At 33.5% G+C, this 20,669-nt stretch carries 23 protein-coding genes; 13 read left to right on the top strand and 10 right to left on the bottom strand.

Going from position 1 to position 20,669, the window contains the following annotated elements; translation table 11 throughout:
* Positions 1-125 precede the first annotated feature (125 nt).
* Positions 126-599: a transcription elongation factor GreA gene (gene greA / locus LBV24_RS02955; RefSeq protein WP_114302099.1), complete on the top strand. Its 474-nt coding sequence runs from the start codon at positions 126-128 to the stop codon at positions 597-599.
* Positions 600-675: 76 nt separating this feature from the next.
* Positions 676-1,077, top strand: a complete 402-nt coding sequence (locus LBV24_RS02950; protein ID WP_224477097.1) for an HIT family protein — start codon at positions 676-678, stop codon at positions 1,075-1,077.
* Here the strand turns inward: LBV24_RS02950 and LBV24_RS02945 are convergent.
* Entirely contained in the window at positions 1,074-2,231 is a 1,158-nt protein-coding gene (locus tag LBV24_RS02945; RefSeq protein WP_224477096.1) for a sensor histidine kinase, read from the bottom strand. The genes LBV24_RS02950 and LBV24_RS02945 overlap by 4 nt on opposite strands.
* 124 nt (positions 2,232-2,355) lie before the next feature.
* On the opposite strand from LBV24_RS02945, the gene LBV24_RS02940 reads away from it, so the two are divergent.
* The 3 genes from LBV24_RS02940 to aat all read left to right on the top strand — a co-directional run bounded on the left by LBV24_RS02940 (position 2,356) and on the right by aat (position 4,544).
* Positions 2,356-3,225, top strand: coding sequence for a flavin reductase family protein (locus LBV24_RS02940; RefSeq protein ID WP_224477095.1), 870 nt, complete (start codon positions 2,356-2,358; stop codon positions 3,223-3,225).
* 45 nt (positions 3,226-3,270) lie between these two features.
* Positions 3,271-3,648, top strand: a complete 378-nt coding sequence (locus tag LBV24_RS02935) for a DUF3127 domain-containing protein (RefSeq protein ID WP_224477094.1) — start codon at positions 3,271-3,273, stop codon at positions 3,646-3,648.
* A gap of 269 nt (positions 3,649-3,917) precedes the next feature.
* Entirely contained in the window at positions 3,918-4,544 is a 627-nt protein-coding gene (gene aat, locus LBV24_RS02930; protein WP_224477093.1) for a leucyl/phenylalanyl-tRNA--protein transferase, read from the top strand.
* Positions 4,545-4,548: 4 nt separating this feature from the next.
* Here the strand turns inward: aat and LBV24_RS02925 are convergent, their stop codons facing one another.
* A complete protein-coding gene (locus LBV24_RS02925) occupies positions 4,549-5,112 on the bottom strand; it encodes a DNA-3-methyladenine glycosylase I (protein WP_224477092.1) in 564 nt (187 codons plus the stop codon).
* A 79-nt stretch (positions 5,113-5,191) separates the two neighbouring features.
* Here LBV24_RS02925 and LBV24_RS02920 point away from each other — a divergent pair, with 79 nt between their 5' ends.
* Positions 5,192-5,809, top strand: a complete 618-nt coding sequence (locus LBV24_RS02920; protein ID WP_224477091.1) for a thioredoxin family protein — start codon at positions 5,192-5,194, stop codon at positions 5,807-5,809.
* 1 nt (position 5,810) lies between these two features.
* Here LBV24_RS02920 and LBV24_RS02915 read toward each other — a convergent pair whose 3' ends face one another.
* The 3 genes from LBV24_RS02915 to LBV24_RS02905 all read right to left on the bottom strand — a co-directional run bounded on the left by LBV24_RS02915 (position 5,811) and on the right by LBV24_RS02905 (position 8,126).
* Positions 5,811-6,545, bottom strand: coding sequence for a hypothetical protein (locus tag LBV24_RS02915; RefSeq protein WP_224477090.1), 735 nt, complete (start codon positions 6,543-6,545; stop codon positions 5,811-5,813).
* 72 nt (positions 6,546-6,617) lie between these two features.
* Complete coding sequence (gene truB / locus LBV24_RS02910) at positions 6,618-7,316, bottom strand: tRNA pseudouridine(55) synthase TruB (protein WP_224477089.1); 699 nt, start codon at positions 7,314-7,316, stop codon at positions 6,618-6,620.
* Between the two features lie 15 nt (positions 7,317-7,331).
* On the bottom strand, positions 7,332-8,126 hold the full coding sequence (locus LBV24_RS02905; RefSeq protein WP_224477088.1) for an undecaprenyl-diphosphate phosphatase: 795 nt from the start codon (positions 8,124-8,126) through the stop codon (positions 7,332-7,334).
* A 127-nt stretch (positions 8,127-8,253) separates the two neighbouring features.
* Here LBV24_RS02905 and LBV24_RS02900 point away from each other — a divergent pair, with 127 nt between their 5' ends.
* Genes LBV24_RS02900 through LBV24_RS02890 form a run of 3 tightly spaced genes read left to right on the top strand, consistent with a single transcriptional unit; the run spans position 8,254 to position 12,403 of the window.
* Positions 8,254-9,567 carry an amylo-alpha-1,6-glucosidase gene (locus tag LBV24_RS02900; protein WP_224477087.1) on the top strand — a complete coding sequence of 438 codons (1,314 nt, stop codon included), beginning with the start codon at positions 8,254-8,256 and terminating at the stop codon, positions 9,565-9,567.
* Positions 9,568-9,573: 6 nt separating this feature from the next.
* A complete protein-coding gene (locus LBV24_RS02895; RefSeq protein WP_224477086.1) occupies positions 9,574-11,280 on the top strand; it encodes a sodium:solute symporter family transporter in 1,707 nt (568 codons plus the stop codon).
* A 4-nt stretch (positions 11,281-11,284) separates the two neighbouring features.
* On the top strand, positions 11,285-12,403 hold the full coding sequence (locus LBV24_RS02890; protein WP_224477085.1) for a glycerate kinase: 1,119 nt from the start codon (positions 11,285-11,287) through the stop codon (positions 12,401-12,403).
* Here the strand turns inward: LBV24_RS02890 and LBV24_RS02885 are convergent.
* From LBV24_RS02885 to LBV24_RS02875, 3 genes are read right to left on the bottom strand one after another with little or no spacing between them, the layout of a single operon-like run.
* Positions 12,387-12,659, bottom strand: a complete 273-nt coding sequence (locus tag LBV24_RS02885) for a DUF3098 domain-containing protein (RefSeq protein ID WP_224477084.1) — start codon at positions 12,657-12,659, stop codon at positions 12,387-12,389. The two genes, LBV24_RS02890 and LBV24_RS02885, sit on opposite strands and share 17 nt — an antisense overlap.
* Positions 12,659-13,018, bottom strand: coding sequence for a hypothetical protein (locus LBV24_RS02880; protein WP_224477083.1), 360 nt, complete (start codon positions 13,016-13,018; stop codon positions 12,659-12,661). Before LBV24_RS02880 ends, LBV24_RS02885 begins: the two co-directional genes overlap by 1 nt.
* 52 nt (positions 13,019-13,070) lie before the next feature.
* Positions 13,071-13,949 (bottom strand): cell division protein FtsX, encoded by an 879-nt coding sequence (locus LBV24_RS02875; protein WP_224477082.1) that lies wholly within the window; start codon positions 13,947-13,949, stop codon positions 13,071-13,073.
* Between the two features lie 123 nt (positions 13,950-14,072).
* On the opposite strand from LBV24_RS02875, the gene LBV24_RS02870 reads away from it, so the two are divergent.
* The 3 genes from LBV24_RS02870 (at position 14,073) to LBV24_RS02860 (ending at position 18,222) form a co-directional block, all read left to right on the top strand.
* On the top strand, positions 14,073-17,051 hold the full coding sequence (locus tag LBV24_RS02870) for a leucine--tRNA ligase (RefSeq protein ID WP_224477081.1): 2,979 nt from the start codon (positions 14,073-14,075) through the stop codon (positions 17,049-17,051).
* A gap of 17 nt (positions 17,052-17,068) precedes the next feature.
* On the top strand, positions 17,069-17,428 hold the full coding sequence (locus tag LBV24_RS02865; RefSeq protein ID WP_224477080.1) for a hypothetical protein: 360 nt from the start codon (positions 17,069-17,071) through the stop codon (positions 17,426-17,428).
* A gap of 98 nt (positions 17,429-17,526) precedes the next feature.
* Positions 17,527-18,222 (top strand): zinc metallopeptidase, encoded by a 696-nt coding sequence (locus LBV24_RS02860; RefSeq protein ID WP_224477079.1) that lies wholly within the window; start codon positions 17,527-17,529, stop codon positions 18,220-18,222.
* Between the two features lie 47 nt (positions 18,223-18,269).
* Here the strand turns inward: LBV24_RS02860 and LBV24_RS02855 are convergent, their stop codons facing one another.
* Positions 18,270-18,740 carry an Lrp/AsnC ligand binding domain-containing protein gene (locus LBV24_RS02855; RefSeq protein ID WP_224477078.1) on the bottom strand — a complete coding sequence of 157 codons (471 nt, stop codon included), beginning with the start codon at positions 18,738-18,740 and terminating at the stop codon, positions 18,270-18,272.
* A gap of 56 nt (positions 18,741-18,796) precedes the next feature.
* Positions 18,797-20,167: a saccharopine dehydrogenase family protein gene (locus LBV24_RS02850; RefSeq protein ID WP_224477077.1), complete on the bottom strand. Its 1,371-nt coding sequence runs from the start codon at positions 20,165-20,167 to the stop codon at positions 18,797-18,799.
* Positions 20,168-20,248: 81 nt separating this feature from the next.
* On the opposite strand from LBV24_RS02850, the gene LBV24_RS02845 reads away from it, so the two are divergent.
* A complete protein-coding gene (locus tag LBV24_RS02845; protein ID WP_224477076.1) occupies positions 20,249-20,638 on the top strand; it encodes a DUF423 domain-containing protein in 390 nt (129 codons plus the stop codon).
* Positions 20,639-20,669 lie beyond the last annotated feature (31 nt).

The raw sequence follows: 20,669 nt of genomic DNA, 5'->3' as shown, positions 1-20,669 counted from the left end.
TTTACGATTATTTCAACTATACCGTAAATATTTTATATATTTGCATACACATCTTATTGAAAAGATGACGTATTAACGCTGAACATGGTTCGGCGTCTTTTTGTATATACAAAAACGAATGAATTATGAGTAAAGTATCTTATTATACTGAAGAAGGATTAAAAAAGTTGAGAGAGGAGTTAAACCACCTCAAAGATGTTGAACGCCCTAAAGCGTCTCAGGCAATTGCCGAGGCAAGAGATAAGGGTGATTTAAGTGAGAATGCTGAATATGATGCGGCCAAGGAGGCTCAAGGAATGTTAGAGATGAAAATTTCTAAAATGGAAGAAACTTTGGCTAATGCAAGAGTAATTGATGAGTCGCAATTAGATACCTCTAAGGTATTGGCACTTTCTATAGTGAAAATAAAGAACCAAGTTAATGGGATGGAAATGACCTATACTTTGGTTGCAGAAAGTGAGGCAGATTTAGCTGCTGGAAAAATTTCCGTTAATTCTCCAATAGGACAAGGCCTGTTGGGTAAATCTGTAGGTGATGTAGCTGAAATAAAAGTACCAAGTGGTATTATGAAGTTTGACATCTTAGAAATTTCAAGATAGAAGACTATTTCCAAAACAATAATTGTATTTAAAATTAAAAGATTCCTTTATCGAGGAATCTTTTTATATTTATAATATGGCAACATTATTTACAAAGATTATACAAGGCGAAATCCCTTCATATAAAGTCGCAGAAACTGAAGAATTTTATGCTTTTTTAGATATTAACCCGAACACCAAGGGACACACTTTATGTATTCCAAAGAAAGAAATCAATAAAATTTTTGATCTAGATAAGGAGACCTACTTGGGTTTAATGGAATTTTCAAGAAAGGTTGCTATGGCAATAGAAAAGGCTGTGCCATGTGAAAGGGTTGGTATGTCAGTTATTGGATTGGAAGTACCGCATGTTCATGTGCATTTAATACCCTTGCACAATATGGAAAATGCAAGGTTTACAACTAAGCAAAAATTATCTTCTACAGAATTTGAAGTGGTCGCAAGTTTAATTGCAAAATATTATAATGAAATAGACTAAACCGTCTTAAGTGAAATTTGGATTGTGGTTCCTTTTCCAATCTCCGATTTAAGTACTTTTATTTTTCCATTGTGATAGTCCTCGATAATACGTTTAGCTAGAGATAGACCTAGACCCCAACCACGCTTTTTTGTGGTATAACCAGGCTCGAATATTTTCTGAAATTGATTCTTAGGTATTCCTTTACCAGAATCAGATATATTAATTAAGACTTGCTTTTCGTTTTGAGAAACGTTTAGTTTTAAATCTCCCTTTCCTTTCATGGCATCAATTGCATTTTTTACAAGATTTTCAATGGTCCAACTATAGAGTTGGGGATTTAAATTAACGTTAACTTCTTTTTCTAAACTTTGAATTTCAAAATTCACAAGTTTAGAGGAACGTGATTGTAAGTACTCAAAAGATGAATTTGTGGCTTCAATTATATCTGTCTTTTTTAATGTGGGTGCAGAACCAATTTTACTAAATCGTTCAGTAATGGTTTGCAATCTGCTGATATCCTTTTCAATTTCAGTAATATATTCTTGCTTAACATTTTCAGATTTTAATATTTCGGCCCAACCAACAAGAGAGGATAAAGGTGTGCCAATTTGATGAGCCGTTTCTTTTGCCATACCTGTCCAAAGTTTATTTTGTTCGGCATTCTTAGAACTTCGGTAAAAGAAATACACAACAGCTGCAAATAATAATATGATTAATAAGAGTGCAAGCGGGTAGTATTTTAGTTTATTTAGTAATGGAGAGTTACCGTAGTAAATGGTCTGTATAGTTTCTTTACCGACTCTAACTTCAATAGGTTGGTTTTCATTAGAGAACTTTTTAATTATTTTCTGAACTTTTAAGGAGTCGCTTAGTTTAGATTCTTCAATATTGATGTAATTGTTTACTTCACCATTTGCATCAATTACTAACATTGGTGTGCTCGTTGTCATTTCTGTAAGCACATGAGATGTTACATTATTAACATCCTTGTCTAAATCGTCTATGTTTTTTATAAAGTCAATTTGGGCAACTGACCAAGTATTCATTTTCACTCGTTCTTCGGCCTTAAATTTTTGAAAGAATGTGTAGGTATTCCAAAGAATAAGAGAGATAATTATAAAAGAAGAAACTATGATAATCCAACGGATTACATTACGGTTAGTACTAAACATTGGCTAGTGCAATTTCATTTTTAAATATAATGGATTTCTGTTAATAATATTGTGTCTGTTATTGTATAAAACACTTTCGCCTGAGGTTCAATATATTTATATTTGCTGAAAATCAGAGTGCTATATGATTTCAATAAACCCTAAGGACCTTACTACAGCTAAATTACACAGTTATTTGTTGAGTTCGGTAGCTCCAAGACCCATTGCTTTTGCGAGTACCATTGATGCTGAAGGAAACCCTAACTTATCACCTTTTAGTTACTTTAATGTATTTAGTACTAATCCTCCAATTTTAATTTTTTCTCCGGCAAGACGAGTTAGAGATAATACGGTTAAACATACATTAACCAATGCAGAAGAGGTTAAAGAAGTTGTTATAAATGTTGTTAATTATGATTTGGTACATCAAATGTCACTGACTAGTACTGAATATCCAGAAGGTGTCAATGAATTTGATAAAGCAGGATTAACAATGTTGCCTTCAGAAGAGGTAAAACCATTTAGAGTTGCAGAATCTCCTGTGCAGTTAGAATGTAAGGTCAATGATATAGTATATTTAGGTAAGGAAGGTGGTGCAGGTAATTTAATTATTTGTGAAGTTGTGAAATTTCATGTTGCAGAAGAAGTTTTAAATGGTGATGGTTCAATTAACCAAGAAGCGCTAGACTTGGTTGCTAGAGCAGGAGGAAGTTATTATAGTAGAGCAAAAAAAGGATTTTTTCAGATCCCGAAGCCATTAAAAACAATGGGAATTGGTGTAGATGCTATGCCAGAAGAGGTCAAAAACAGTATGATCTTAACAGGGAATAATCTTGGTATGTTGGCAAATGTAGAGGCGTTACCAAGTAAAGAAGAGGTCAGTAGCTTTATTAATCATATTAGTGAACGCTATCCAGACATAAAAAACACCTCTCACAGAAAAAAACATAAGCTAGCTCAAAATTATTTGAGTTATGGGGATGTAGAAAGTGCATGGAAGTTATTACTTTCGTAAACTCAATTAAAAATCAATATTAAAATAACATAGATTAAGTAAAAAATGGAAGTACAAGGAAGAATTAAGGTGATTGGAGAGACACAGACTTTTGGTAGTAATGGGTTTAGAAAACGTGAGGTTGTCGTAACTACAGAAGAGCAATACCCACAACATATTATGGTAGAGTTTGTTCAGGATAAGTCGGAATTATTAAATAATTTTCAAATAGGGCAACAGGTTAAGATCAGCATTAATTTAAGAGGTAGAGAATGGGTAAATCCACAAGGAGAAACTAAATATTTTAATTCTATACAAGGATGGAGAATTGAGGCGTTACAACAAGAAGCGGGTAATGCAGATATGCCACCTGTTCCTCCAACGGATGCTTTTGAGCCTGTAACAGACTTAAATGAAGAAGACCACGACGATTTACCGTTTTAGTAAAAATACTAGGTAATAAATAATGAAGACTTGTTTTTTGTAAACAAGTCTTTTTTATTTTTAAAATAAAAAAGTCCTGATGGTTAGTCAGGACTTAATGTTGTGGTTTTAGGTTTTGACCTTTACAAACAAACTTAAAAAAAAGCAATGATGAACAAAAATTTATAAATAAAGGTCAAGTCAAATATCAATAAAATTAAGTTACTATCAAAGTCAAACGCCCTATTTAACAACAAAAACAATGAAAAAACCGTATTATAGCAAGTAAAATGTACTTTTTAAACCAAAAAATTGAATTTCCTGATGTAAGCGAGGCTTCTGTGGAAGGCTTACTTGCTGTTGGTGGTGATCTTTCTTCAGAGCGACTCCTTCATGCATATGCTCACGGTATTTTTCCTTGGTATGATGCTGATGATCCAATTCTTTGGTGGTCACCAGATCCCAGATTTGTATTATATCCTGAAGATTTAAAGGTTTCAAAGAGTATGAAACAAGTTCTACGTAAAAAGCAATTTAAGGTAACTTATAATAAAGCATTTACTGAAGTAATCAATAATTGTGCTCAAGCCAAGCGAGAAGGTCAAGAAGGAACATGGATTACTGAGGAAATGATTGGTGCATTTATTAAACTTCATGAATTAGGATATGCAAAGTCTATTGAGGTGTGGGAAAATATGCAATTGGTAGGAGGTCTATATGGTATAGATTTAAATAATAAAGTCTTTTGTGGTGAAAGTATGTTTGCTAAAGTTAGTAATGCAAGTAAAGTAGCATTTATAGCCTTGGTTCAAAGCAATGAGTACCAATTGATAGATTGTCAATTACACACTAAACATCTCGAAAGTTTAGGTGCTAAGCATATTTCTAGAACCGAATTTTTAAAATATTTAAAGTAGTTTATCAGACTTCGCTGTATCTAAAACAAGACATTTCATGGTCGTTTACCATTCCTGTGGCTTGCATATGAGCGTATACTACAGTTGTCCCAACGAACTTAAAACCACGTTTTTTCAAATCCTTACTTATCATATCACTCAGAGCAGTGTTTGCTGGTGCATTTTTATGATTCTTAAGGTTGTTTTTAATTGGCTTTCTATTAACAAAACCCCAAATATAGTCTGAAAATGAACCAAATTCATTCTGGATATTTATAAAGGCTTGGGCATTTGTGACAGTTGCTTTCACTTTTAATTTATTTCGTATAATACCTGCATCTTGAAGTAATGCATCAATCTTTGATTGCTTGTAATTTGCTATTTTTTTATAATCAAAATTGTCAAAAGCTTTCCTAAAATTTTCACGTTTCCTTAAAACAGTTATCCAACTTAAGCCAGCTTGAAAAGTTTCTAATATCAAAAACTCAAACAACTTATTGTCATCATATAAAGGAACACCCCATTCATCATCATGATATCTTTCATATAATGGGTCGCCTACACACCATCCGCATCTGTGTTTTTCCATTTTGTAAGTTTTTAAATTCTTTACTACTAATGTAACAACTGTTGCAAAATAAATCGCAACATAACCGTAATTTTACACTATGGACGTACTAGATAAATTAATGATAAACGATATAATTAAAGATAGCTTAAATAATAGTATTAGCTACAACGAATACAGAGATTTGGTTGTAAACCTTGTTGCAGAAAATTCAACAACTGGCAACGAGAAAACGGAAGCATTAGCTAATTATACAATGCTTAACGATAGACGAATGAAGCGTTGGGATAAAACCGTAAAACTTTCGGAAGAAACAAAGACAGCAATTGAGTCTTATAATAAAAAGGTTACTTGGTTGGTTATTACCGAGAGTTGGTGTGGAGATGCAGCCCATATTATGCCTGTAATTCATAAAGTTGCAGAATTAAATGATAATATTGACTATAGAATTGTGTTGCGTGATGGGAATGATGCATTAATGAATGAATTTTTGACCAATGGAGGACGCGCCATACCTAAGTTAATAATGATAGACAAATCTTCGAATGAAGTTGTCAATACGTTTGGGCCACGACCTACTGTTGCAACTGATATGGTGAATGATTATAAGGCAAAACATGGTAAATTAACACCAGAATTTAAAGAAGATTTACAACGTTGGTATAATAAGGATAAAGGTCAATCTACAATACAAGATTTGGTTAAACTTTTAGGTTAAACTAGTTTTTTCCTTTAAATAAAAATGTTATTGTACCAAGTTGATCTGTACGATCTGAAGCGTCAAATTGTACGGACTTGGCATAGTCAATGGCATGATCAATTAAGCATTGGTTTTTTGAATTTGAAGATCCGTTTATATAAGCATCAAACACATTACCCTTTTCATCCACTCTGATGGAAACAACAATTTTTCCACCTCTTTCACAAAGGTATCTCGGTATTTGATAATAACCCAAAGTACGACCCTTTAGCGAATAAGTCAATGTGCTTCTTCTATTGGCATGCTCATCAGCTATTTTTTGGTTTTTGAGGCGTTTGTTCAGTTTTTCCTGTAATGCTTTATAAGAATCGGTTTCTGCATTATTTAATGCATAAGCATTATTGTCATTTATAGACTTATTTATGTTTCTTTCTTCAATTAAGTCTTTGGTATTATCAGTATTGTCAAGTTCCTTGGTGGTTCGCTGAAAATCGTTTGATGCTAAGGTTTTGAAGTTGCGCATCATCTCCTTGAATTCTTGATCTTCATTAAAAGCCTTATTGGTTGAAGGTCCTTTCAATTTCTCAAATTCCTCAATTAATTTTTCCTCTTCTGTTTCAGGTTCTATTTTATAAAAGCTTTCTGATATTAGAGAACCTTTTTGCTTTAATTGAATTGTAAACAAACTTAGAACCACAATTCCTGATAACAGGAATGTGATAATTGCAGCTTTATGTTTATCGATTAAATTCATAATGACTATATACAACTGTAATTGAATATACGAAATTTAAGGCTAGTTGGTTCTTGAATAGTATTTGCGCACTTATTGATGAAGAGGCAATTCATTAATAAATTCATCAATTGTAAGAGCATTTTCAACTTTAAAATCACCAATGCGAGTTCGCCTAAGTTCAGATAAATGTGCGCCAGAATCTATGGCTTTTCCAAAGTCATTTGCTAAGGATCGTATGTAAGTTCCTTTGCTACAGACTACTCTGAAATGTAATTTTAAACCATCGATTTCTGTTATCTCAAATGCTTTAATTTCAACCTGTCTAGATTTAATTTCAACATCTTCACCAGCTCTTGCAAATTCATATAATCGTTTACCATCCTTTTTAATAGCAGAAAAAACTGGAGGGAATTGGTCGATATTTCCTAAGAATTTTTTGGTTGTAGAATGAATAAGTTCTTCTGTAATATGGTCAGTAGGATAGGTTTTGTCAATTTCGGTTTCTAAATCAAAAGAAGGTGTAGTACTTCCAATAGTGAATGTGCCTGTATATTCTTTCTCTTGACCTTGAAAGATGTTTATTTGCTTGGTCATTTTACCTGTGCAAATAACTAATAAACCTGTTGCTAAAGGATCTAAAGTACCAGCATGACCAACTTTAATCTTTTTTATGCTGAATGCCTTTCTAATTGCCCACCTTAATTTATTCACTGCTTGAAAAGAAGTCCATTCAAGAGGCTTGTCTATTAACAACACCTGTCCATTCTTAAAATCTTCTGCAGTAAACATTAAATGAAATTAGTTTTATTGGCTCACCGCCCAAATTATAGCTATTAGGCCAACAATAGCGCAATAGATAGAAAAATAGGTTAGCTTGCTTTTCTTCACTAAGGCAATCATCCATGTACAAGCAAATAATCCTGCGATAAAGGCCGCAACAAATCCAATACTCAGTGGTAAAAAGTTTGAACTTTCATAAGTTAGTTCACCACTCAGAATATCTTTTGCAATTTTCCCAAAAATTAAAGGTACTACCATTAAAAAAGAAAAACGTGCTGCTTTTGTTTTGTCATTACCCAATAATACCGATGTAGAAATTGTTGCTCCAGATCTCGAAATGCCAGGTAATATTGCTATGGCCTGTGATATACCAATTACAAAAGCATTTGAGAAGGATACGCTTTTGTTTGTATTTTTTGCTCTATCTGCTAAATATAGAAGTAAGGCCGTAATAATTAACATAAAACCTACAAGTGCTATTTGACCACCAAATAATAGTTCTAATTCTTCTTCAAAAAATACACCTATAATAGTGGCAGGAATCATAGAAATAGCAATTTTAGAAATGAACTTCATATCCTCGTTCCATTCAAATTTTAAAATTCCTTTAATGATTTCGAGAATGTCTTTTCTAAAAACAACGATGGTACTTAAAGCTGTCGCAAAATGAAGTACAACGGTAAAAAGTAAACTCTCTTTTGGTAATGAATTATCACCCAATATAGCTTTTCCTAATTCTAAATGACCACTAGAGGAAACAGGTAGAAACTCTGTAAGTCCTTGGATTATTCCTAAAATAATTGCATCAATTACTTCCATGGAGCAAAAGTATCAATTAGAAACAAGATTCAAAGCAAATGATCCTAAAATCGTTAATCCTAATTTTTATTTTAATTTTATAGGAACTAACTAATATAACCAACAACCAGGATCCAAATTTTCTTTCATGGATAAAACCAACCTAATTGAAGGCGCTAAAAAGGTGCTTAATTCTAATTTTAATGAAGAAAAAGGATTTACAATTCCGTGCGAAGGATTATATCCATTCCAGTGGCACTGGGACTCTGGATTTATAGCTATTGGTTATGCACATTACGATATTGAGAAGGCTAAGCGAGAAGTTGAATCACTATTAAGTGGCCAGTGGGAAAATGGATTTATTCCACATATAATTTTTCATAATGAAAGTGATACCTATTTCCCTGGACCAGATTACCACAGATCAGATTTACATCCTTCTTCACCAAAAACTATAAAGACCACAGGAATTACACAACCACCAGTATTGGGATTTGTTTTAAAAGAAATCTATGATATAGCCAGAGATAAGCAGGATGTGTTAGAATTCATAAGACGAAATATCGATAAGATATTTAAGAATCATGAGCATTTTTATAAGTATAGAGATCCACATGATGAAGGCCTAGTATATATCTATCACAACTGGGAATCTGGCACTGATAATTCTCCTATTTGGGATGAAATTTGGAAGACAATGGATCCTCCTAAATACAAATATGAAAGAAAAGATACTACTCATGTTGATGCTTCTCAAAGGCCTACTAATAGAGAATACGACTGCTATTTACATTTATTAGAAATAGCAAAAGCACATAATTATGATGATGCAAAAATCGCTGATTTATCACCATTTTTAGTTCAGGATCCACTATTTAACGCCATACTAACAAAGTCTAATGAGGCCTTGATTGAATTATATCATATTCTCGGAGGCAATGAGGATAAGGTTGAGGTATTAAAGTCCTGGCAAAATAAAGCTAAGGATAGTTTTGAGGCAAAATTATTTAATGAAGAATTAGGCTCATATGTGTATTATGATTTAAGAAATCAAAAGCAGATTGCATTTACTACATCTTCGTCATTTACACCTCTTTTTGCTGGTATACCCAATACAGGTAGAGCGAATAAATTAGCACATAGGTTGTTGAAAAATTTTGGAAGTGAAGATTTATTTCTTTGTGCCTCTTTTGATCCAAAGAGTGAGCAATTCAATCCTAAAAAGTATTGGAGAGGACCAGTTTGGATAAACCTAAATTGGTTGATTTATAAAGGGCTAAAAAGATATAAGTACTATGAATTGGCTGAACGATTAAAACAAGAAACCATCAACTATATTGAGAAGCATGGTTTTTACGAATATTTTGATGCACGAAAGGATCAGTTTGAAAACGCTGCTTATGGAGGTAAGAATTTTTCGTGGAGTGCCGCCTTAACATTAGACTTATTAAACGAAAAATAAATTATTATGAATTGGTTAGACTATACCGTAATTGCTATTTATCTCATAGGTTTTATTGCCATGGGCTATTTCTTTAAGGATAATAAAGATTCCAAAGACTATTTCTTAGGTGGTAAAAGTTTGGGTTGGTTTCCGTTGAGCTTATCAACCATGGCAACACAGTTGTCTGCTATAAGTTTTATTTCGGCACCTGCTTTTGTTGGTTTAAAGGCTAATGGTGGCATGAAATGGCTCACCTTTGAGTTCGCTGTACCTCTGGCAATGATTGGGATTATGTTTTTTATTATTCCACCTTTATATAAATCTGGCATTGTTAGCATTTATGAATATTTAGAACAGCGGTTTTCCAAATCAACAAGAAAATTAATAAGTGTTGTTTTTCAAATAAGTAGGGCATTGGGTACAGGTGTTATGGTGTTTACTATGGCATTAATTATTCAGGCAGTCGTTGGCATAAGTTTTCATTATACATTAATAATAATTAGTGTTGTTACTCTTGTGTATTCCTATCAAGGTGGTATGAAAGCTGTAGTTTGGGGAGATGCTATACAAATGATTATTCTTTTTGCAGGATTAGTAATTTGTCTAATTGTTGGTTATTCATTATTAAAAGATACAGGAACATTTACAGGCTTTGACACTGAAAGACTACAGGTTATTGACTTGGATAATTTTGGATTTTTTAGTGGCGATGAATACGGTTTCTGGCCAATGCTTTTAGGTGGACTCTTTTTGTATTTATCCTATTACGGAACAGATCAAACACAGGCTCAAAGGCTACTATCAGCGAGAGATGAAGGGACAATAAAAAAACTTCTAATGGCAAACGGACTTTTGCGTTTTCCTGTAGTATTGGTTTACTGTATCATGGGTTTAATAATCGGTTATTTGGTTAGTAATATTCCAGAGTTTTATGAAAGCATAAAAGAGACTACACGTATTCATTATCCTGGAGAATTTGCAAAGTCTGGGATTAAACCAGATTTGATGATTCCTGTTTTTATTACCAATTATTTACCTAATGGATTAATAGGTATCCTTATGGTTGGTGTTATGTCTGCAGCAATGTCATCTTTGAGTTCAACTATAAACTCGTTGAGTGCGGTTACGATTGAAGATTTTTTTAATAGTGGCGAAAAAAAATTAAGCGGTAAGAAATATATGATTATTTCTAAAGGCTTAGTTGTTTTTTGGGGATCTGTGTGCATTTTAGCAGCCTATTTATTTGGCAATAGCCAGAGTACGGTTATTGAAATGATTAATGCCATTTCCTCGCTCTTTTTTGGACCAATATTGGCAGCGTTTATTTTAGCAATTTTCTTCAAAAAGGTAAACCATATTGGCATGAACGTAGCCATTATTACCTCTGTTGTGGTTAATTTAGTATTCAAATACTTACCAGAATTGGTATATCTTTTTAATCAAGGAAATTTCTATTCAGGAAATACTTCAATTCACCAGGCTTTAGCAGATATTGGTGTTTCAAATGTTCCAGATTTATTCTGGATATGGTACAATCTAACCGGTTTTGTAATTGCAGTAATAATTGCAGTTATAGTAAGTAAGTTAACCAGTAAAGTGCCAGCTAAACAAATGGAGTTACAATATAGGTTTAATGCTAAGGAATTTATGCAGAAAGAAAGTGTCATTTTACTTTCCTTTTTTGTTTTAATATTGGTATTCAGTTATTTCTTACCGTCAATTTTAGGTTAATACCATGCGAATAGTCCTAGCACCAGATAAATATAAAGGTTCAATTTCTGGCATGGAATTTTGTGATATTGTAGAACCAATTATTCACAAACATGTTGAAGCTGAGGTCATAAGATTGCCTCTAGCAGATGGTGGTGATGGTACTATTGAGGTTATTGATTTTTATTTGTCTGGAGAGACCATTAAAATTCAAGTAAACGACCCATTATTTAGACCAGTTGAAGCCACTTATTTGTTTTCAGACTCTAGCAAAGTTGCATTTATAGAAATGGCTGAAGCTTCCGGTTTAAAGCTTCTCAAACCTGAAGATCAAAATTGTATGAATACCAGCACGTATGGTACTGGAGAATTGGTTCTTGATGCTTTAAGTAAAGGAGCTCAGCATATTATTTTGGGAATTGGAGGAAGTGCTACTAACGATTGTGGAATTGGAATGGCTACAGCACTCGGGTATCAATTTTTTGATGAAATCGATAATCAAATAAAGCCCATTGGTAGAAATCTAAAGGAAGTAAAAAGAATTGACGCTTCTCAAGTAGATAAGCGATTGGCTAATGTAAAAATTCAGATTGCATGTGATGTAAAAAACCCTTTGTATGGCCTGCAAGGCGCAGCACATATTTATGGAAAACAAAAAGGTGCTAGTCCTTCTGAAATTGATCATTTAGATAATGGTTTACGAGAATTTTCAACTGTATTAGATGATTTTTTTCATTTATCAACTCAAGAAATTGAGGGCGCTGGTGCAGCAGGTGGTATGGGAGCTGGAACTGTGGCTTTCTTAAATGGAGAACTAATTTCTGGGATTGAATTAATTATGCAAATAGCCAATTTTAAAACTAATGTCAAGGGGGCAGATTGGATACTGACTGGTGAAGGTCGATTAGATGAACAGACTTTATCTGGTAAGGCTTTAAGCGGTGTTATAAAGGTGGCTAAAAAGCAAAATATTAAGGTAGCTTCATTTTGTGGTAGTACAGCTTTAGATCCAATAGAAATTAATGAAATGGGGATTAATTATAGTAGTACAATAATGGAAAAGGCTAATAGTTTAGAAGATGCCTTAAAAAACACAAAGTTATATCTAGGGCAATTAACAGAAGACTTTATTTCTTCCCTTTAGATTTCTTTTTGTCAGGATTTAAAAGAATAGCATATACCTGAATTCCAAAACCAATTAAAACTAAAGTTGGCGCTAATCGGATACGTCTCCAACTAAAAATTGAGGGATCAAATACATTAGGATCATCACTTCCACCACCTGCCATGAGGATAAATCCCAATACAATAAAACCTAGCCCAATGAACAACCATTTATAGTTTTTCTTACCAAAAATAAATTCGGCTTGAGACTCTTTTTTTCGTTTTTGCTCTCCCATCAGTTTTTAAATTCTGTAAAGATTATTTCATCTCCAATGGCTAATTGAGAAATGTGTTCTGAGGTAATACCACTCAAAACTTTAGCCAAGTGCAAAGTAACAGTTTTATTTAAAACTTTTGTCTTAAGAGAATCTAAATTTAATCCTCTTTCTAAGCCACGATTAATATAATAGAAATCTGTACCGTCATCATGGAATACAATATCTTTTACACCACCTTCGGTAATTTTGGTAATTTTTACTTCAACTACGACGCAATCTTCTGGTGATGGATTTTGGATAATGCACGATTTTAACATTAAGAAGCAAAGGGCAATTAACGATAAACCAATTAGGGTTGACATTAACGCTTTTTTCATGTTTGGTGGTTTTCAATAAAAACGTAAAGACTTTATAATTATTACACTAAAATTAATAGTATAATTGATCTGTCTTCAGATTTAGGAAGCGTTGTGTAGCTATAAAAGTGCTGATCCAAGTTATAATTACTCCAAGTAGAAAAATGCCAATAAAAAGTGCAATGATCAGAATAGTATTTCTGAGTAATTCTAATTCTGGGAAAGTTAAATCGAGGTAATATAAGACAACAGCCATACCAATTAATGCCACAATAGCACCAATTATTCCAAGTTGTACGCTTTTCCAAATAAAAGGCCTTCTAATAAAACTCTTTGTTGCGCCAACCATTTGCATGGTTTTAATAATAAACCGTTTTGAGTAAACCGCTAAACGAATAGAACTATTGATCAGTAGCACGGCAATTATTGTAAAAACACCACTGATTATTAGTACCCAAAAGGTTATTTTTTTAACGTTATCATTCATCAATTCTACTAAGTCATTATCGTATCGAATTTCTTCAATGAATGATTTGTTAGACAAGCCTTCAGAAATTTCAGTCAGCTTTTCAGTGGTTACAAAATCTGCTTTCAGATACACATCGATGGAGTTTTTAAGTGGATTATATCCTACAAAATCCATAAAATCTTCTCCTGTTTCAGCTTTCATAAGAGCAGCAGCTTCTTCTTTTGAAACATAAAGTGCTTCTTTAGAGTAATCTGCCATGGCTAGGCTTTTCTTCAACTGATTAACTTCGACATCTTTTGCAGTATCATTTAAATATATAGTCATAACCACTTGTTCTTTAAAATGGTCAGCTACTTTTTTGGCGTTTATAACCAGTAGGCCAAGACATCCTAATAGGAAAAGTACCAAGGCAATACTTATCACCACAGAGATATATGATGAAATAAGTTTTCGCTTTTGGTATTTGTCAAAGGATGAGGCCATATAAAACGGATTAATGCTGTAAAAATAAAAAACAATTTAGTTATCTAGAGTATTACAACGTTTAGTTTTTAATTGTGTTGTAATACCACTAAATTTGCACCTTATTTCAAGGAAATTTCGGTAATGAGATACGAGTTTAACAAGATTGAGGAAAAGTGGCAAAAGTATTGGTCGGATCACCAAACCTTTAAAGCTGAAAATAATTCAGGTAAACCAAAATATTATGTTTTGGATATGTTCCCTTATCCAAGTGGTGCAGGTTTACATGTTGGTCATCCATTAGGCTATATTGCTAGTGATATTTATGCACGTTATAAGCGTCATAAAGGTTTCAATGTTTTGCACCCTCAAGGCTATGATAGTTTTGGTTTGCCTGCTGAGCAATATGCTATACAAACTGGGCAACATCCTCGTATTACAACCGAAGAAAATATTAAGACCTATCGCAGACAGTTAGACCAAATAGGATTTTCATTTGATTGGAGTAGAGAAGTGCGTACTTCAGATCCTAAATATTACAAGTGGACGCAATGGATTTTTATTCAGCTGTTTGAGTCCTGGTATAATTATGACAGTGATAAAGCTGAGAATATTGAAACTCTAGTAGAGATATTTGAATCAGATGGGAATGCTACAATAAATGCGGCATGTGACGATGATATCGAAATTTTTACAGCAGATGATTGGAAAGGCTTTTCTTCTGAAGAGCAACAAGAAATTCTTTTAAAATATAGGTTAACCTATTTAGCTGAAACAGAAGTAAATTGGTGTCCTGCATTGGGTACGGTTTTGGCTAATGACGAAATTATTAATGGCGTTTCTGAACGTGGTGGACATCCTGTTATCCGCAAGAAAATGACGCAATGGAGTATGCGTATTTCTGCTTTTGCAGAGCGCTTATTACAAGGATTGGAAACCATAGATTGGACAGACTCATTAAAAGAAAGCCAACGTAATTGGATTGGAAAATCTGTTGGAGCATCAGTAACATTTAATATTAAAGATTATGATGCCAAAATTGATGTCTTTACTACAAGGCCTGACACTATTTTTGGGGTATCCTTTATGACTTTGGCTCCAGAGCACGAATTAGTCACTCAAATAACAACATCAGAACAAAAGGCAGATGTTGATGCTTATGTTGAAGCTACTGCAAAGCGTTCTGAACGCGATAGAATGGCAGATGTTAAAACTATATCTGGTGTATTTACTGGAGCATATGCAGAACATCCCTTTACAAAAAGACCAATTCCAATTTGGATTGGTGACTATGTATTAGCTAGCTATGGTACTGGAGCTGTAATGGCAGTACCTTGTGGTGATCAACGTGATTATGATTTCGCTAAACATTTTAATATTCCGATACCAAATATTTTTGATGGTGTTGATATTTCTGAAGAAGCCTTTGCTTCAAAAGATAATGTAAAGATTGGTAATAGTGATTTTCTTGACGGTTTAAATTATAAAAAAGCGACTAAGCGTGCTGTTTATGAATTAGAGCAAATTGGGCAAGGAGAAGGCAAAACCAATTATAGATTAAGAGATGCGGTTTTTTCGCGTCAGCGTTATTGGGGCGAACCATTTCCTGTGTATTACAAGAATGGATTACCTCAAATGATAGATGTAAAGTATTTGCCACTCACACTTCCTGAAGTTGAAAAGTACCTGCCTACAGAAACAGGCGAGCCACCTTTGGGTAATGCCAAGGTTTGGGCTTGGGATACAAATACTAATTCGGTTGTAGATAATGATAAGATTGATAATGAAACAGTATTTCCATTAGAGTTGAATACCATGCCAGGTTGGGCTGGAAGTTCTCAGTATTTTAATAGATACATGGATCCTCAAAATGATGAAGAAATTTTCTCTCAAGATGCTATTAATTATTGGCAACAAGTAGATTTATATATAGGAGGTAGTGAGCACGCGACAGGACATTTATTGTACTCACGCTTTTGGCAAAAATTTATGTTTGACAAAGGTTTTGTGCCGTATGACGAATACGCCAAGAAACTGATCAATCAGGGTATGATTCTTGGAACGAGTGCTTTTGCGTATAGAATCAACTTAGATAGTTTTGGATTTGAAGCAGTTGGAGAAGACGTCAAAAATGAATTAAATAAATTTATTGTTTTTGTGTCTGGTAATAAATTGGAAAAATTAAAGGAATCGGATGAAGAAAAGGAACTCTTTGTTCAAAAAATTAAAAAAGAATTAGAGTCTATTAATTTAGAAAAAGGTAAACTTGTTCGAGTTGAAATTAATCCAGATTTGTTTCATGGAATTCATGCTGATGTGTCTTTTGTGAATGCTTCTGACGAGTTGGATATTGAAGCATTTAAAAACTGGAGAACTGAGTTCAAAAATGCGGTTTTTATTTGTGAAGAAGATGGTACGTTTAAGGTTAAACGCGATGTTGAAAAAATGTCCAAATCCAAATATAATGTTGTCAATCCAGACGAGATCTGTGAGCAATACGGTGCAGACAGTTTAAGGCTTTATGAGATGTTTCTTGGTCCATTAGAGCAATATAAGCCATGGAACACTGCAGGAATTACAGGTGTACATAGTTTTCTTAAGAAACTTTGGAAACTTTATGTTGGGCAAGATGGACTGAATGTTAATGACGCGGAGGCATCAAAGGATAATTTAAAGACCTTGCATAAAACTATTAAAAAGGTTGAAGAGGATATTGAGAATTTCTCATTCAATACATCAGTTTCAACTTTTATGATTGCTGTAAGTGAGTTAACAGCTCAAAAGTGCACTAGTAAGGATATTCTTGAGCCATTATTAATTCTTATTTCACCTTATGCACCACATATAGCTGAAGAACTTTGGGAGCGTTTGGGAAATTCAGGTTCTATTTCTACTGCACCATTCCCAAAATTTGATGAGAGCCACTTAGTGGAGAGTAGTAAGAACTATCCAATTTCTTTTAACGGTAAAATGCGATTTACCTTAGAATTACCGTTAGATATGAGTAAGGAAGAAATTGAAAAGACTGTCTTGGCTTATGAAAAAACACAAGAACAGCTTCAAGGGCGTACGCCAAAAAAGGTGATTGTTGTACCAGGAAAAATTGTCAATATAGTAGGATAGACGGAAAAATAGGAATGATGATAAAGCTCAAAAGAAACGATAAAATTGGATTGATTTTCTTTTTGGCCTTTATTATTAGTATGTCCCTTATTTGGCTTTTTGAAGAACGATTTGATCAAGAGCAATGGCGAAGCAATCCTGGTAAACGCTATAAAATGGCAAAGAATATTATTGAGCAAGACCTGTTGGACAATAAATCTAAAGAAGAGGTAATTCAAATTTTAGGACAACCTGTTACTGCTGAATCTTCAGATAAAAATATTTTAATTTATCAATTAGGTACTCCACCAAGTTTTTTTGATGAAGAGCCTCAAGAATTAATAATTGTCTTAAAAGATTCTAAAGTAATTCATGTATCTGTAAATCAAGAAGAGTAGTTGCTTTGCTAGAAGAACCTGACAAATTTTCTTAACTCAAATTTGGCTTATTTTTTGTTATTCATTTAGTATTTTTACAATAACTAATAGTTAAAAATATGTTTGGATATTATATATTAATTGGAGCAATTGCATTAGTCAGTTGGTTAGTAAGCAATAAACTGAAGCAGAAGTTTGCCTTTTATTCTAAAAGACAATTACAAAATGGAATGAGTGGTAGAGAGATTGCTGAAAAAATGCTCGCCGATAATGGTATTTATGATGTTGAGGTAATTTCTGTTAGAGGACAATTAACAGATCATTATAACCCAAAAAATAAAACAGTAAACTTAAGTGAAGCGGTTTATAATCAGCGTAATGCTGCCGCTGCGGCTGTTGCTGCTCACGAAGTTGGACATGCAGTACAACATGCACAAGCGTATAGTGCGTTAGGCATGCGCTCAGCTTTAGTGCCCATTGTAAGCGTAACGTCTGGCATGTCACAATGGCTAGTAATAGGTGGTTTGGTTTTAGGTGCTGCAGCCGGAGTTGGATTAGGATATTGGGTGGCTGTAGCAGGACTGGCATTTATGGGATTTGCTACACTTTTCAGCTTTATAACTTTGCCAGTTGAGTATGATGCAAGTAATAGAGCATTAGCTTGGCTAAAAAATAAAAATATGGTGAATCAGCAAGAATATGAAGGCGCGGAAGATGCTTTAAAGTGGGCGGCAAGGACTTATTTAGTAGCTGCGATTGGTGCACTAGCTTCACTATTATATTGGGCGCTTCAGGTCTTTGGTGGTAGGGATTAAACAAGTAAATAAAAATGAAAGCTCTGAGAAATCAGAGCTTTTTTTATTTAAATTTTTATCTGCCTATTTATCTGTTGTTGCAAGGAAATAAAGGTTTCAGTTCTCGAAACTCCTTTTATAGTCTGAATTTGGGAATTGAGAACATGCATTAAATGTTCATTGTCTTTAGATAATATTTTAATAAAAATACTCCACTCTCCTGTAGTATAGTGGCATTCTATAACTTCAGGTACCTTTTGGAGTTGTTTTACAGCATCAGGATTACTCACAGCTTTGTCTAAATAAACACCAACAAACGCCATTGTTGTATAGCCTAATACTTTAGGATTAATAATAAACTTAGAACCAGCAAGTAATCCAGATTTTTCAAGTTTTTTGAGCCTTTGGTGTATTGCGGCACCAGATATACCAACACCTCTAGCTATTTCCAGAATAGGAGTTCTGGCGTCAGACATTAAAGCTCTTAGTATCTTTTTGTCAATACCATCTATAAATATACCCTTATCGTTAACCTTCATTGCAAATATTGTTTAAAATTGAAAGTTAAAAATAAGAAAAGGATTTCAAAATGTAATTATTCGAGATTTAAAGGATTATAACCTAAGTAGGGCACTTTCTTCTCATTAAATACGATGCCATAAGTCTTTAACTCGTCTAAAATTGGAGTATATATTTCTTTCGAAATAGGAATTTGTACACCTGGAGTTGTGATTTTTTTATTCAGAATATCCAACGTTGCAATTGCGACAGGTAGGCCAACAGTTTTAGCCATTGCGGTATAAGTTTGGTCTTCTCCAACAACTACCATAGTAGAATCAATTTGTCGTTTTTCACCATTGATTTCATAGCCAAATTTATGATACATTACGATCATGTCCTTATCATCTTCGCTTAATGTCCAACTGTCCATTAATATTTTTTGAAGGATTTGAGCTGGTGTAGCTTTTTTTAATTCTACCATTTTAGTGGCACTAAACAAGTCTAGTTCTAAAAACTTATCCCAGACAATATCGTCTTGATCAATTTTTAAGGCATGCCTAAATTTCAATTCTACAGAATCTGTTGGGCTGTATGGTAAAAATGAATTAACAAAATCACGATAAGTCATATTAGCACTATCCTCTATAGTATAACTATCATCTGTCATACCGAGCTGTACAAATACATGCCATGCTTTGCTGAAACCTACACGTCTCATTGTGCCACGATATAATGTTTTAGTATTATCAAGTCCATAAGAGTGTTGGTACTTTAGAGAATCTCTATTAGCGTAGGCTTCAAATCTACCAAATCCCTCTACTTCAAGAAATTCAGTGCGTCTAAATAGTCTGTGGTATGGGATATATTTAAACTGGTTTTCTTGTAAAAATTTGGCGGCACCACCTTGTCCAGCAACTACAACATTCCTTGGGTTCCAGGTAAATTTATAATTCCAAAGATTGTTATCACTCTCAGGTGCTACTAGACCACCAGTAAAAGATTCGAATAGAATTATTTTACCTCCCTTATCCCTAATGCGATCTATCACTTGCATTGCACTCATATGATCTATACCAGGATCAACACCAATTTCATTCATAAAAATCAAACCATTTGCTTTTGCCTCTGCATCTAGCGCTTCCATTTCCTTACTAACATAAGATGCAGTTACCATGTGTTTTTTAAAAGTTATACAGTCTTTGGCGACTTCGGTATGCATTCGGGCTGGCAACATTGATACCACAATATCAGCCCTTTTAATCGCCTCCTCTCGTGATTTTGAATTGAACACATCCAGGTGAATAACTTCAACATTTTGTGCGTCCTTTTCCAATAATTTCGTTGCATTCTCTACATTAATATCTCCAATAGTAATTTTAAGATTTTCAGTAATAGATTTATCTATTAAATATTTGATAAGATAAGAGGATGATTTACCAGCACCAATAATTAAAATCTTTCGCATAATGGCTTTATATGACTAATTTTGTATAGCACGAATGTAATAAATACAAAAGGGATTTTAAATGAATATTCTAGTTTAATTATGAACAAAACAATTTTAATTACAGGATCAATTTTAGGGCTATTAGGAATTGTTTTAGGAGCATTTGCAGCACATGGATTAGAAAAATTGATTGATGAAAATGCAATAGAATCTTTTAAAACTGGCGTAAGGTACCAAATGTATCACGCCTTTTTACTTTTAATTATTGGAGGTACAGGTTTTGTAAAAGAAAAGATTAAAAAGAGTATTTTCTACTTGGTGTTAGGTGGTATAATTTTCTTTTCAGGATCAATTTATGGCCTAGCAACAAATACACTTACAGGTTTTGATTTTAAAATCATAGCTATGGTAACACCTATTGGAGGATTATTTTTAATTTCTGCTTGGCTAATTATGTTAATTGGTATAATAAAAAGTAATATCGATTAATGAGTTTCTTGACCATTTATATAAAATAAAA

Source organism: Winogradskyella vincentii (assembly GCF_020166345.1).
Taxonomy (GTDB): Bacteria; Bacteroidota; Bacteroidia; order Flavobacteriales; family Flavobacteriaceae; genus Winogradskyella; species Winogradskyella vincentii.
The sequence above is the reverse complement of the archived record's forward strand: the minus strand, read 5'-3'. Positions and strand labels throughout refer to the sequence as shown.